Source organism: Streptomyces sp. NBC_00005, from assembly GCF_045160215.1.
In the GTDB taxonomy this organism is placed as follows: Bacteria; Actinomycetota; Actinomycetes; order Streptomycetales; family Streptomycetaceae; genus Streptomyces.
In genome coordinates, this window is sequence record NZ_CP108316.1 from 3,290,293 (window position 1) to 3,303,606 (window position 13,314).

General features: G+C 70.8%; 11 protein-coding genes. 3 read left to right on the forward strand and 8 right to left on the reverse strand.

The window, feature by feature from the left end; translation table 11 throughout:
- Positions 1-19: 19 nt before the first annotated feature.
- Positions 20-1,225 carry a trypsin-like serine peptidase gene (locus OG303_RS15085; protein WP_405868787.1) on the forward strand — a complete coding sequence of 402 codons (1,206 nt, stop codon included), beginning with the start codon at positions 20-22 and terminating at the stop codon, positions 1,223-1,225.
- Between the two features lie 104 nt (positions 1,226-1,329).
- On the opposite strand, the gene hflX is transcribed toward OG303_RS15085, so the two are convergent.
- The 6 genes from hflX to miaA all read right to left on the reverse strand — a co-directional run bounded on the left by hflX (position 1,330) and on the right by miaA (position 9,657).
- Entirely contained in the window at positions 1,330-2,823 is a 1,494-nt protein-coding gene (gene hflX / locus OG303_RS15090; protein WP_405868789.1) for a GTPase HflX, read from the reverse strand.
- A 123-nt stretch (positions 2,824-2,946) separates the two neighbouring features.
- Positions 2,947-4,548: a M1 family metallopeptidase gene (locus tag OG303_RS15095; RefSeq protein ID WP_405868791.1), complete on the reverse strand. Its 1,602-nt coding sequence runs from the start codon at positions 4,546-4,548 to the stop codon at positions 2,947-2,949.
- A gap of 137 nt (positions 4,549-4,685) precedes the next feature.
- Positions 4,686-6,839, reverse strand: a complete 2,154-nt coding sequence (locus OG303_RS15100) for a RelA/SpoT family protein (RefSeq protein WP_405868793.1) — start codon at positions 6,837-6,839, stop codon at positions 4,686-4,688.
- A gap of 298 nt (positions 6,840-7,137) precedes the next feature.
- On the reverse strand, positions 7,138-8,031 hold the full coding sequence (gene dapF, locus OG303_RS15105) for a diaminopimelate epimerase (protein ID WP_405868795.1): 894 nt from the start codon (positions 8,029-8,031) through the stop codon (positions 7,138-7,140).
- 75 nt (positions 8,032-8,106) lie between these two features.
- Positions 8,107-8,610 (reverse strand): hypothetical protein, encoded by a 504-nt coding sequence (locus OG303_RS15110; RefSeq protein ID WP_405877271.1) that lies wholly within the window; start codon positions 8,608-8,610, stop codon positions 8,107-8,109.
- Between the two features lie 108 nt (positions 8,611-8,718).
- Entirely contained in the window at positions 8,719-9,657 is a 939-nt protein-coding gene (gene miaA, locus OG303_RS15115) for a tRNA (adenosine(37)-N6)-dimethylallyltransferase MiaA (RefSeq protein ID WP_405868797.1), read from the reverse strand.
- A gap of 183 nt (positions 9,658-9,840) precedes the next feature.
- Here miaA and OG303_RS15120 point away from each other — a divergent pair, with 183 nt between their 5' ends.
- A complete protein-coding gene (locus OG303_RS15120) occupies positions 9,841-10,113 on the forward strand; it encodes a hypothetical protein (RefSeq protein ID WP_405868798.1) in 273 nt (90 codons plus the stop codon).
- Between the two features lie 148 nt (positions 10,114-10,261).
- On the forward strand, positions 10,262-10,531 hold the full coding sequence (locus OG303_RS15125; RefSeq protein ID WP_405868800.1) for an antitoxin: 270 nt from the start codon (positions 10,262-10,264) through the stop codon (positions 10,529-10,531).
- A 160-nt stretch (positions 10,532-10,691) separates the two neighbouring features.
- Here the strand turns inward: OG303_RS15125 and OG303_RS15130 are convergent, their stop codons facing one another.
- Complete coding sequence (locus OG303_RS15130) at positions 10,692-11,429, reverse strand: class III extradiol dioxygenase subunit B-like domain-containing protein (protein ID WP_405868802.1); 738 nt, start codon at positions 11,427-11,429, stop codon at positions 10,692-10,694.
- Between the two features lie 54 nt (positions 11,430-11,483).
- On the reverse strand, positions 11,484-13,004 hold the full coding sequence (gene miaB, locus OG303_RS15135; protein WP_405868804.1) for a tRNA (N6-isopentenyl adenosine(37)-C2)-methylthiotransferase MiaB: 1,521 nt from the start codon (positions 13,002-13,004) through the stop codon (positions 11,484-11,486).
- Between the last annotated feature and the right edge of the window lie 310 nt (positions 13,005-13,314).

Sequence of the window (13,314 nt, forward strand, 5' to 3'; positions counted from 1 at the left end):
CAACGGGGGTTACCGCACCATGCGTTCCACACGTACGCCCACAGCGTCCCGGCGCGGGCGGCGCACCGCACTCGTCGCCACCTGCCTCGTCGCCGCCCTGGCGCTGACGGCCACCGCCTGCAACACGGGTGACGACAAGGCGAGCGACAAGCCCGACACCACCACGTCCCAGGCGGCCGACACCGGGGACGGCAAGGTCAAGATCCCGGCCGACATCGCCGGCAAGCTCAAGGAGCACGGCATCGATGTCGACCAGTGGGCCAAGGGCGGCTGGAAGAACTGGGACAAGGACAAGTGGCTCAGTGAGGCGAAGGACTTCGTCAACCCGGTGATCAAGGGCCTCTGGAAGCCGGAGCGGATGAAGTCCGCGAAGGAGGCCAACAAGACGGTCTCGACGAAGGACGCGGCCGCCGACCAGGGCGTCAGCGACCCGGCGCCGGCCGCCGTCGAGGCGTCCGCCGAGAAGACGCCGTACCACCAGTACGCGGCCCCGGTCGGCAAGGTCTTCTTCGACTCCCCCGAGGGCTCGATGGTCTGCTCGGGCACGGTCATCAAGGACGTGAACCACCCGGGTAAGTCGAACCTGGTATGGACGGCCGGCCACTGCGTGCACGCGGGCAAGGGCGGCGGCTGGTACCGCAACATCGCCTTCGTGCCGGCCTACAACGACCTCGGCAAGTCGGAGTCCGAACTGAGCAACGCCAGTTCCTCCCAGATCGCCCCGTACGGCCAGTGGTGGGCGAACTGGGCCTCGACCTCCAGCCAGTGGATCCAGGGCGGCTCGGAGACGGGCGGCGCGGGTGCCGCGTACGACTACGCGGTGCTGCACGTCAAGCCCGAGCAGGGCTCCAAGTCCCTTGAGGAGACGGTCGGTGCGGCGCTCGACGTCGACTTCTCCGCCCCGTCCGCGACCGAGGTCACCAAGATGGGCGCCTGGGGGTACCCGGCGGCTCCGCCGTACAACGGTCTGAAGATGTTCAAGTGCGTCGACCAGCCGGGCCGGTTCTCGCTGAGCGCGTCCCTGCCGACGATGTACCGCATCGGCTGCACCATGACCGGCGGCTCGTCCGGCGGCGGCTGGTTCCGCGTGGTGAACGGCAAGACCGAGCTCGTGTCGAACACCTCGATCGGCCCGTCCGACAACACCTGGCTCGCGGGCCCGCAGCTCGGCAAGAACGCCGAAGCGCTCTACGAGAACATGAGCAAGACGTACGGCGGTCAGTGACCCGTCACACCCGTACAAGTGCCGAAGGCCCGCTCCCTGCGACAGGGGCGGGCCTTCGGGCTGTTCTACGACGGCGGCGTGAGCAGCCGCTGTTCCATGACCGCTCAGGCGGCCGGCGCCGGGACGTACGGCGCGAGATCCGCCGCCAGTTCCTCGTGCACCCGCACCTTGAGCAGCGTGCCCTCCGGGGTGTGCTCCTCGGAGATCACCTCGCCCTCGTCGTGGGCGCGGGCGACCAGCTTGCCGTGGGTGTACGGCACGAGGGCCTCGATCTCGACGGACGGCCTGGGCAGCTCGTTGTCGATGAGCGCGAGCAGTTCCGCAATGCCCTGGCCGGTGCGGGCCGAGACGGCGATGGAACGCTTCTCGATCCGCATCAGCCGCTGGAGCGTCAGCGGGTCCGCCGCGTCCGCCTTGTTGATCACGACGATCTCGGGCACGTCGGTGGCGCCGACGTCCCTGATCACCTCGCGCACGGCGGCCAGCTGCTCCTCCGGGGCGGGGTGCGAGCCGTCCACCACGTGCAGGATCAGGTCGGACTCGCCGACCTCCTCCATGGTGGAACGGAACGCCTCGACCAGGTGGTGCGGCAGGTGCCGTACGAAGCCGACGGTGTCCGCCAGCGTGTACAGACGGCCGCTCGGGGTCTCCGCCCGGCGGACGGTCGGGTCCAGGGTCGCGAACAGGGCGTTCTCGACCAGGACGCCCGCGCCCGTGAGGCGGTTGAGCAGGGAGGACTTGCCTGCGTTGGTGTAGCCCGCGATGGCGACGGACGGCACCTTGTTGCGCTTGCGCTCCTGGCGCTTGATCTCGCGGCCGGTCTTCATGGCCGCGATCTCCCGGCGCATCTTCGCCATCTTCTCGCGGATCCGGCGCCGGTCCGTCTCGATCTTGGTCTCACCGGGACCACGGGTGGCCAGGCCGCCGCCCTTGCCGCCGCCCATCTGACGGGACAGCGACTGACCCCAGCCTCGCAGCCTCGGCAGCATGTACTGCATCTGCGCGAGCGCGACCTGTGCCTTGCCCTCTCGGGACTTGGCGTGCTGGGCGAAGATGTCGAGGATCAGGGCCGTACGGTCGATGACCTTGACCTTGACGACGTCTTCGAGGTGGATGAGCTGGCCCGGGCTGAGTTCACCGTCGCAGATGACGGTGTCCGCGCCCGTTTCGATCACGATGTCCCGCAGCTCGGTGGCCTTGCCGGAACCGATGTATGTGGCGGCGTCCGGCTTGTCGCGGCGCTGGATCACGCCGTCGAGCACCAGCGCGCCCGCGGTCTCCGCGAGGGCGGCGAGCTCCGCGAGGGAGTTCTCGGAGTCCTGTGCGGTCCCCGTGGTCCAGACGCCGACGAGCACGACCCGCTCCAGGCGGAGCTGGCGGTACTCGACCTCGGTGACGTCCTCGAGTTCGGTGGAGAGGCCCGCCACGCGGCGCAGGGCCGCGCGCTCGGAGCGGTCGAACTGGTCGCCGTCCCGCTCTCCGTCGATCTCGTGGCTCCAGGCGACGTCCTCTTCCATCAGGGCATCGGCCCGAAGACCTTCGGGGTGGGTGTGCGCAAAGCGCTCAGTGTCCTGGGAAGGGGAAGAAGAGGAGGTCATTGGGTCCTTACGTCGATGGGGATTCCGTCACTGGTCACAACGTACGAATACCCCGGGAGATTCCCGGGACCCGTGCCGCGGACCTGAAGATGGTCGCACGGCACGGCCCGTCTCGTCATCGCCTTATTTCGCGGCCTTCGCGGGCTTGGAAGCGTTCGCGGCCTTCGCGGGCTTGGCGGCCTTCGCAGCAAGTGGGGCCGACTTCCAGTCCGGGTGACCGGGCATCGGCGGGGTCTTCTCGCCGTACAGCCAGGCCTTGAAGAAGCCGCTCAGGTCGCGCCCGGAGATCCGGGAGGCGAGCCGTTCGTAGTCGGCGGTCGTGGCCGTACCGTCACGGTGCAGGCTCACCCAGTCCCGTTCCACGCGCTCGAAGACGGGACGGCCGATCTCCTGGCGCAGGGCGTAGAGCGCGAGCGCGGCGCCGTCGTAGACGTTGGGCCGGAAGATGCTGATCTTCTGGCCCGGATCGGCCGCCTTGGGCTCGGCCGGCGGGCCACCGGCGGCGCGCCAGCCGTCGGAGGCGCCGTACGCGGCCTTCATGCGCTTCTCCATGGGCTTGCCGGCCTTCTCCTCCGCGTACAGGGCCTCGTACCACGTGGCGTGCCCTTCGTTGAGCCACAGGTCGGACCACGTGTGCGGGCTGACGCTGTCACCGAACCACTGGTGGGACAGCTCGTGCACCATGATCGACTCGACGTACCACTTGGGGTAGACGCTCCCGGTGAAGAGCTCCTTCTCGAAGAGAGAGAGCGTCTGCGTCTCGAGTTCGAAGCCGGTGGAGGCGTCCGCCATGAGCAGGCCGTACGTCTCGAAGGGGTAGCGGCCGACCTTGCTCTCCATCCAGGCGATCTGGTCGGGGGTCTTGGCGAGCCAGGGCTCGAGTGCCTCGCGGTCCTCGGTGGGCACGACGTCGCGTACGGGCAGGCCGTGCGGCCCGGTGCGGTGCAGCACGCTGGAGCGACCAATGGACACCTGGGCGAGCTCGGTGGCCATGGGGTGCCGGGTTCGGTACTTCCAGGTGGTCGTCTTTCCCGTCCGGTCCACGTCGACCGGCAGACCGTTGGCCACGGCCGTGTAGCCGTTGGGCGCGGTGATCCGGATGGTGAACATCGCCTTGTCGGAGGGGTGGTCGTTGCACGGGAACACCAGGTGCGCCGCGTCGGCCTGGTTGGCCATGGCGAGCCCGTCCGCGGTGCGCACCCAGCCGCCGTCCTGGCCCTTTGCGGGCACGGGATCGCTGGTGTGCCGCACGACGATCCGCGTCCAGCTGCCCGCGGGCAGCGCCCGACGGGGCGTGACGACGAGGTCTTCACCCGCGCCGGCGAACGTGGCCGGCTCGCCGTCGACCTTGACCGACTCGACCTTGCCGTGAGCGAAGTCGAGGTTGAGGTGGTCCAGGTCCGTGGTCGTCCGCGCGTTGATCGCGGTGACCGCCTGGAGGGGCTTGCTGTTGGTGCCGGGATAGGTGAACGAGAGGTCGTACGACTCCACGTCGTATCCGGGGTTGCCGAGGTTCGGGAAGAGGCGGTCACCGACGCCCACGGGGCCAACGGGCGCGCTCGCGGCGAGAAGGCACACGGAGACGGCGGAGGCGAGCAGCGCGGTCGCCTTCAGACGTCGGGAACTGCGGGAACTCCGGGGATCACGGCGGAACCGGGCCGGGTTGCCCCGACGGGGGCCATCGGTGTCGGTTCCTGGGGTCTGGGCGCGGGGGGTGAGCAGCATGGATCACGGCTATCAGCGCGCGCGTGCCGGACGGCGACGACTCGCGTTCGACGCACCCGAACGGGTAGGTCACGTGCGGGTGTGCGGCTCTGGGGCCCTCCGTCCCGGGAGCAGTGGATCAGTCCCCGCGCGCCCGCTCAGACCCCCGGCGTCTGCGCCCGGCTCACGTCGTAGACCCCCGGCACGTTCCGCATCGCCCGCATCAGCGCGGGCAGGTGGGCCGCGTCCGGGAGTTGGAGTGTGTAGGTGTGACGGACGCGCTGCTGGGTCGGGGGTTCGACCGTGGCGGAGACGATCTCGGCGCCCTCGAGGGCCATGGCCTCCGTCAGGTCCGCCAGCAGATGGGGGCGGACGAACGATTCGGCGAGCAGCGTGACCCGGCACTCGGTGGTGTCCCCCCAGCGCACGTCGACCTCCGCGCGCCCCGCACTCTTCATGCGCTCCACGCCGGCGCACCGGACGCGGTGGACGGTGACCACACCGCCGCGTACGGCGAAGCCGGTCACCTCGTCGGGCGGTACGGGCGTGCAGCAGCCGGCGAGGCGTACGGTCGCGCCGGGCTGGTCGACGGTGATGTCGGCGGTGGTGGGCCGGGTGGTCGCCCACTCGACGGTGGGTCGGGGAGCGGCCGAGGGCTCCTCCTCGGTCTCCTGCGAACTCTCGGTCTCCTGCGGCCTCTCCTGCCGCGCCTCCTGACCGTCGTCGTGCGTCGGGTGGGCCGCGAGCCACCGTTGGATGGCGATACGGGCAGCGGGCGTGTGAGCGTGCTCCAGCCACTCCCTGGAGGGCTCGGAAGCCGGGTCCTGGCCCATGAGGAGCTGGACCGTGTCGCCGTCCCGCAGGACCGTACTCAGCGTCGCCAGGCGGCCGTTGACACGGGCGCCGATGCACGCGTGCGCGTCCTCGCCGTACTGGGCGTAGGCGGCGTCGACGCACGTCGCGCCCTCGGGCAGGCCGAGCGTGCCGCCGTCGGGACGGTAGACGGTGATCTCCCGGTCCTGGGCGAGGTCCTCGCGCAGGGTGGACCAGAAGGTGTCGGGGTCGGGGGCCGCCTCCTGCCAGTCGAGGAGGCGGGAGAGCCAGCCGGGGCGGGTGGGGTCGACGCGCTCGCCGTCGGCCGGGGACTGCTCCTCCGAAGGAGGAGCGTAGGGATTGCCCAGCGCGATGACGCCGGCCTCGGCGACCTTGTGCATCTGGTGGGTGCGGATGAGGACTTCGACGACCTGGCCGTCCGCGCGCGCGACCGCCGTGTGGAGGGACTGGTACAGGTTGAACTTGGGGACGGCGATGAAGTCCTTGAACTCCGAGACCACGGGCGTCATACAGGTGTGCAGTTCGCCGAGGACGCCGTAGCAGTCCGCGTCCTCGTTCACCAGCACCAGCAGGCGGCCGAAGTCGGAGCCGCGCAGCTGGCCGCGCTTGCGGGCGACGCGGTGGACGGAGACGAAGTGCCGTGGCCGGATGAGGACTTCGGCCGGGATGCCGGCGTCGCGCAGGACACCCCGTACCTCGTCGGCGATCTCGGCGAGCGGGTCGTCGGCGCGCGAGGCGTTGTCGACGATCAACTCCCGCGTGTGCTCGTACTCCTCGGGGTGCAGGATCGCGAAGACGAGGTCTTCCAGTTCGGTCTTGAGCGCCTGGACGCCGAGCCGTTCGGCGAGCGGGATGAGGACGTCGCGGGTGACCTTGGCGATGCGCGCCTGCTTCTCGGGGCGCATGACGCCCAGGGTGCGCATGTTGTGCAGCCGGTCGGCGAGTTTGATCGACATCACGCGGACGTCGCTGCCGGTGGCGACGAGCATCTTGCGGAAGGTCTCGGGCTCGGCGGCGGCGCCGTAGTCGACCTTCTCCAACTTCGTGACGCCGTCGACGAGATAGCGGACCTCGGCGCCGAACTCCTCACCGACCTGATCGAGCGTCACGTCCGTGTCCTCGACGGTGTCGTGGAGCAGAGAGGCCGTCAAGGTCGTGGTCTCCGCGCCGAGTTCGGCGAGGATCAGGGTCACCGCGAGCGGATGCGTGATGTACGGCTCACCGCTCTTGCGCATCTGGCCGCGGTGCGAGGACTCCGCCAGCACGTAGGCGCGGCGCAGGGCATCGATGTCACCGCTGGGGTAGTGGGCCCGGTGGGCGTCGACGACATGACTGATGGCGCTGGGCAGCCGGTCACGGGTGGCGGGACCGAGCAGGGCGGCACGGCCGAGGCGGCGCAGGTCGATCCGCGCCCGCCAGCGCGCCGCCGAGCCTGCTACCGGACCTGGGGTCGCGGGGTTCGTGGCCTCCGCACTCATGGGCACCTCCGGCTGCGTGGACCGGCGGACGGGGTGCCCCAGGGCGGACACGGCTCAGGGGATGGCAACGGTCCCCCGTCCGGGCCGGTGCTTGATGCTACCGAGCCCATCACGTGCGACTGACCGCCTCTCGCCGAGCGTGAAACGGATCACCCATTCGAGCGAAGGTCTGAACGTTTACGATTTTGCGCCACATGACGCGCGGCCGACCGTGGTTTCGAACGCCCCGTCGCCGCCTCGGTAGTTGACGCGTGCATCACCCGACACACACTCCTGTGATCCCCAGCCGCCGCGTTGGTCAATGGCCGAACGATTCCAGCCACTGGGCGTCGATCTCGCCTTCGGCGACGATCACCGCGGGACCGGTCATCTCGATCTCGCCGTCGGGGCGCTCGGTGATCACCAGCCTCCCGCCGGGCACGTCGACGGTGTACGTCGCCGGGCTCCCGGTGACGGCCGGGTCGGCACCGTCCCTGCGGGCGGTGGCCACGGCGACGGCGCACGCGCCCGTGCCGCACGAGCGGGTCTCGCCGGAGCCGCGCTCGTGCACGCGCAGGGCGACATGACCGGGGCCGCGGTCGACCACGAACTCGACGTTCACCCCGTCCGGGTACGCGGAGGCCGGGCTGAAGGGCGGCGGCGAGAACAGGTTGCCGGCGTGCGCGAGGTCGTCGACGAACGCGACCGCGTGCGGATTGCCCATGTTCACGTTCCGTGCCGGCCAGCTGCGCTCGCCGACACTCACCGTGACGTCCCCTTCGGGGAGGCGCGCCTTGCCCATGCCGACGGTGATGTCACCCGCGGCGGAGCCGCTGACGGATGCAGTCTTGGCGATGTGCACGCTCTTCACGCCCCCGCGCGTGGCCACCGCGAGGTCGCCCTCGCCGACGTACCCGGCGCGCTGGAGGTAGTGCGCGAAGACGCGCACGCCGTTGCCGCACATCTCCGCGATCGAGCCGTCGCCGTTGCGGTAGTCCATGAACCACTCGGCCTCGGCCGCCATGTCCTGCGCCTCGGGGTGCGCGGCGGACCGCACCACGTGCAGCAGGCCGTCGCCACCGATGCCCGCGCGGCGGTCGCACAGGGCGGCGACGGCGGTCGGGGGCAGGTCGATGGCGTTCTCGGGGTCCGGGACGATCACGAAGTCGTTCTCCGTGCCGTGCCCCTTGAGGAAGGCGATCCGCGTGCTCATTCCTCGATCGTACGGGGTGGGTACGACACCGGGTCGCACGCAGGGAGCACGGCTGCGCACGCGCGCGTAGTGAGGTCAGCGCAGCCGGGCCACGCGCCACACGGCCAGTACGACCACGGCCGCCACGACCACGACGTAGGCGAGCACGACCCGCCAGTCCGGACGGCGTCCGGAGCCACGCTGCGGAAGTCCGGGCCCCGTGTAACCCACCCGGCGGGCGGCCATCATGCCCCAGCCCGCCGCGCAGGAGCAGATCAGCAGCCCCAGCATGGCGATCACGGCCCCGCTGTCGCCGAAGTCGAAGGCGAGCGGGAAGGCGAACATCAGGGAGCCGACCGCGGCCAGGGCGACGATGGGGGCGAGCTGCCAGATGCGCAGCCTGCGCTGCGGGCGCAGCTCGACCTCGACCTCGGGGCCGCCGACGAACATCTCCTCGGGCTCGGGGCCGTCGGCGGTCACACCGCCCTGTGTGTCGTCGGGCCCGTCGGGGCTCAGACGGTCCTCGTCCTGCTCCGGCTCACCGTTCTCGACGGTGAGGGGCTCGGTGCCTTGTGCGGTGTCGCGAGGGCCGGCCTCCATCGCCACGCGCCCTCCCAACTAGGACTCCACTTGGTCGATCGAAGCTCGATGATGGCACGGCGCCGGAGGCCGGGACGGCGGCCGGAGCGTCCCGATGCCATGACGTGATCAGGCTGTAACCGGTCGTTCGACCAACGCCAGTGCGAGGTGCGGAAGTTCTGTGAGATCCGCCGCAGCCCCACTGAGCCAGTGCACCCGCGGGTCGCGCCTGAACCAGGAATCCTGGCGGCGCGCGAAGCGCTTGGTGGCGCGCACGGTCTCGGCCCGCGCCTCCTGATCGGTGCACTCCCCGGCGAGCGCCGCGAGCACCTGCTGGTAGCCGAGTGCGCGGGCTGCCGTACGCCCCTCGCGAAGTCCCCGCGCCTCCAGCGCACGCACCTCGTCCACGAGCCCCGCGTCCCACATCCGGTCGACCCGGCGGGCGATGCGCTCGTCGAGCTCGGGACGGGCCACGTCGACGCCGATCTGGAGGGTGTCGTAGACCGAGTCGTGGCCGGGGAGGTTGGCGGTGAAGGGCTGGCCGGTGATCTCGATCACTTCGAGGGCCCGGACGATACGGCGTCCGTTGCTGGGCAGGATCGCCTGCGCCGCCTCGGGGTCGGCGGCGGCCAGCCGGGCGTGCAGTGCCCCGGAGCCGCGCAGCGTGAGTTCCTCCTCCAGGCGGGCCCTGACCTCGGGGTCGGTGCCGGGGAACTCCAGGTTGTCGACGGCCCCGCGGACGTACAGGCCGGAGCCGCCGACCAGGATCGGCCAGCGGCCTTCGGCGAGCAGTCCGTCGATCCTGGCGCGGGCCAGCTTCTGGTACTCGGCGACGGACGCCGTGACCGTCACGTCCCAGATGTCCAGCAGGTGGTGCGGAACGCCGTCCCGCTCCTCGGGCGTCAGCTTGGCGGTTCCGATGTCCATCCCCCGGTAGAGCTGCATGGAGTCGGCGTTGACGACCTCACCGCCCAACTGCCGGGCGAGGAAAACGCCCAGATCGGACTTTCCAGCCGCGGTCGGTCCGACGACGGCGATGACTCGGGGGGCGGAGGGTGCGGTGCTCACTGCACCAGTCTCGCAAACCCCGGGGGCGCTCCTCGAACGAGTTACGTGACGGCGCATGGGCGGGGTCGTTGCCCGTTGCGAGGTTCTCGCCGTCGGTTTTCGGGAGGCGGCGACCCGGGCGACGCAAACGGACGCACCGGACGACGCGGGATTTCGCCCGCATGAGTAACGTATGGAGTGGATATGGGCGTTTTCGCACGACTTCTCCGGAGGTCGAAGCCTACGGAGGAGGCGTCAACCGCCGAGGCGCAGGCCGACACACCGACGGCCGAGCCCGCGGTCGAGGAGGCGGCAGCAGAGGCGAAGGGGTCGGCCGAGGCCGAGGAGCGGACCGAGGTCGAGCCGGTGGAGCCGGAGGCCGTCGAGGCCGCCTCCGGTGATGGCGTCGAGATCCCCAAGCAGCAGTCCGCCGAGGAGGCGGCCGACAGCGAGGCCGGCGAGGACGCCCGCACGTAATCGCCCCGCGCGCGAGCGAGCCGAAGTGGCGCGCCGGTGGCGAGAGGCCGACCGTGCTCAGCCTTCGGGTCTGCGCGCGCTCGGCCTCTCGTCACCGGCCGCTGTGCACCGGGGCGGAACCGAGCGCGGGATCAACGGAAGGTGGACCATGGGTCTCCTGGACAATTTGAAGGCCAAGCTCTCCCCGGCCAAGGACAAGGTCTCCGGCCTCGCGCAGCAGCACGGGGACAAGGTCACGCACGGTCTCGACAAGGCGGCGAAGGTCGTCGACGAGAAGACCAAGGGCAAGTACAGCGGCAAGATCCAGACCGGGACCGGCAAGGCCAAGGGCGCCATGGATCGACTCGCGCACAAGGACGACACGGGCACGGGCAGCGGCACGACCGCGCCGCCGGACTCCCCGCCGCCGGCTTCCTGAACACCACGGCACACGACGGACGGCCGCGGGGCCCGAGGGCTCCCGGCCGTCCGCCGTTTCCCCTGCACTTCCACGACCCGTGCACGTCTACGACCCGGACGGCTCTACGGCCTGGTCTCGTCCCTGGCCGCTTCCACGCCAGGTCTCGCCCCCGGCACCTCTACGACCAGGTCGCGACCACGTACCCCACGCCGTACGGGGCGTCCTCGTACAGCAGCGCGCCGGCGAGGTCCGCGCCTTCGGCCGCGCCCGCGAGGACCTGCCAGGGGGCTCGGCCCGATGCCTTCAACTCGTACGCCAGCTCTGCGTCCAGCGCCTCGACGGCCGCCACGTCCGCCGCCCCCAGCGCACGCGCGACCTCCGCGTCGAAGGGTGCCGCCCGCTCGTCGAGATAGCCGGGGGCCTTGAGCGTGCGACAGGCGCTGGCGTCGCCCATCACCAGCAGCGCCACTCGCTCGGCCCCGGCGGCGATTTCCCTTCCGACTTCAATACACCGCTCGGCCGCGAGAGGTTCCCCCACGCCAAGTCCCTCGATGGGGGCGCCGGACCACGCCGTCCGCCGAAGCAGCCACGCGGCCACCGCCAGCGAGGGCGGAAGCGTGCGCCGAGCGGCTTCCGGGGCTGAGACGTCCGCCCCGGCGTCCTCGGCCCTGCCCAGCTGCACGTCGACGTCCACGCCGAAACCGTGGAAGGTGCCCCTCGTGCCCGTCGGATGCGTGCCGCGGCCGCTCTGCTCGGCGGGGCCGACGACGACGAGCCGGTCGGGACGGGCAGCGGCGAGCACGCCGAGGGCGTCCGTGCACGCGGCGCGCAGGACGTCCAGTTCGGCAGCGGCACCCGCGGCGACCTCGGGCACGAGGAGCGGCGGGCAGGGGCAGACTGCGGCGGCGACAAGCATGATCGGCAGAGTAACCCCGCAGCCCGCCGGCAAACACCGCGCGCGGTGGACCGGTCAGTCGCAGCCGCAGCCGCTGCCCGTCGCGACCGGCAGCGGCGCGGGAACGCCGATCTTCGGCAGGCCCAGCATCACGCCCGCCGGCTTCGCCGCCTCGGCCTCGTTGCGCTTCTCCCAGGCGTCCCCCGCGCGCGTGCGGCGCACGTCGCGGACGGCGCCCTCGGCGAGGAGGTGGTGGGGGGCGGCGTACGTTATCTCGACCGTCACCACGTCGCCCGGGCGCACCTCCTGGTCGGGCTTGGTGAAGTGGACCAGTCGGTTGTCGGGGGCGCGGCCGGAGAGGCGGTGCGTGGCGCCGTCCTTGCGGCCCTCGCCCTCGGCGACCATCAGCTCCAGGGTGCGGCCGACCTGCTTCTTGTTCTCCTCCCAGGAGATCTCCTCCTGGAGGGCGACGAGACGCTCGTAGCGCGCCTGGACGACCTCCTTGGGGATCTGGTTCTCCATGGTCGCCGCCGGGGTGCCGGGACGCTTGGAGTACTGGAAGGTGAAGGCCTGCGTGAAGCGGGCCTCGCGGACGGCGTGCATGGTCTGCTCGAAGTCCTCCTCGGTCTCGCCGGGGAAGCCCACGATGATGTCGGTGGTGATCGCCGCGTGCGGGATGGCCGCGCGGACCTTCTCGATGATCCCGAGGAAGCGCTCCTGGCGGTAGGAGCGCCGCATCGCCTTCAGGACGGTGTCCGAGCCGGACTGCATGGGCATGTGCAGCTGCGGCATCACGTTCGGGGTCTCCGCCATCGCCGCGATCACGTCGTCCGTGAAGTCACGGGGGTGCGGGGAGGTGAAGCGGACGCGCTCCAGGCCCTCGATCCTGCCGCAGGCCCGCAGCAGCTTGCTGAAGGCCTCGCGGTCGCCGATGTCGGAGCCGTACGCGTTGACGTTCTGCCCGAGCAGCGTGATCTCGGAGACGCCCTCGCCGACCAGGGCCTCGATCTCGGCGAGGATGTCGCCGGTGCGGCGGTCCTTCTCCTTGCCGCGCAGGGCCGGGACGATGCAGAAGGTGCAGGTGTTGTTGCAGCCGACGGAGATCGACACCCACGCCGCGTAGGCGCTCTCGCGCCGCGTCGGCAGGGTGGACGGGAACGCCTCCAGGGACTCGGCGATCTCGACCTGGGCCTCTTCCTGCACGCGCGCGCGTTCCAGCAGGACGGGCAGCTTGCCGATGTTGTGCGTGCCGAAGACGACGTCCACCCAGGGCGCCCGCTGCACGATGGTGTCGCGGTCCTTCTGGGCCAGGCAGCCGCCCACCGCGATCTGCATGCCGGGGCGCTTGGTCTTCATGGGCGCGAGGCGGCCGAGGTTGCCGTACAGCCGGTTGTCGGCGTTCTCGCGGACCGCGCAGGTGTTGAAGACGACGACGTCGGCGTCACCGTCCGAGCCCTCGGGGGCTCGTACGTAACCGGCATCCTCGAGCAGACCGGACAATCGCTCGGAGTCGTGGACGTTCATCTGGCACCCGTAGGTGCGTACCTCGTAAGTCTTCACGCCCACTGACTGGCTCCGGTCGCTGCTGATGGTCATGCCCCAAGGGTAAGGGCGCGTCGGCAGCACCCACTCCAGAGCGGTCCTGGCGCCCCATGAAAACCCCGTAGGCGCCAGGAACCCCATGGGCACCCCATACCGCTGCCGGGCCGATGGCCCCGACACCGTCCTGACAGGGCCTCATGGCGCGGAGGACTACTGGCGGATGCTCTTCGAGCGGCAGCCGCACAGCCGCTCGTACGTCTCCGCCCCCATGCGCCGGCTGATGAACTGGTACTACCTGCGGCTGCTGATCACCGCGACTCCCGAACAGGTCGGCGTACGAGCGCCGCTGTCGGCGCTCTCCCTT

Bases quoted from the DNA above. Each gene is read 5' to 3' on its own strand.
- OG303_RS15085 (WP_405868787.1), top strand. From the start codon at position 20: ATGCGTTCCACACGTACGCCCACAGCGTCCCGGCGCGGGCGGCGCACC.
- hflX (WP_405868789.1), bottom strand. From the start codon at position 2,823: ATGACCTCCTCTTCTTCCCCTTCCCAGGACACTGAGCGCTTTGCGCAC.
- OG303_RS15095 (WP_405868791.1), bottom strand. From the start codon at position 4,548: ATGCTGCTCACCCCCCGCGCCCAGACCCCAGGAACCGACACCGATGGC.
- OG303_RS15100 (WP_405868793.1), bottom strand. From the start codon at position 6,839: ATGAGTGCGGAGGCCACGAACCCCGCGACCCCAGGTCCGGTAGCAGGC.
- dapF (WP_405868795.1), bottom strand. From the start codon at position 8,031: ATGAGCACGCGGATCGCCTTCCTCAAGGGGCACGGCACGGAGAACGAC.
- OG303_RS15110 (WP_405877271.1), bottom strand. From the start codon at position 8,610: ATGGAGGCCGGCCCTCGCGACACCGCACAAGGCACCGAGCCCCTCACC.
- OG303_RS15120 (WP_405868798.1), top strand. From the start codon at position 9,841: ATGGGCGTTTTCGCACGACTTCTCCGGAGGTCGAAGCCTACGGAGGAG.
- OG303_RS15125 (WP_405868800.1), top strand. From the start codon at position 10,262: ATGGGTCTCCTGGACAATTTGAAGGCCAAGCTCTCCCCGGCCAAGGAC.
- OG303_RS15130 (WP_405868802.1), bottom strand. From the start codon at position 11,429: ATGCTTGTCGCCGCCGCAGTCTGCCCCTGCCCGCCGCTCCTCGTGCCC.
- miaB (WP_405868804.1), bottom strand. From the start codon at position 13,004: ATGACCATCAGCAGCGACCGGAGCCAGTCAGTGGGCGTGAAGACTTAC.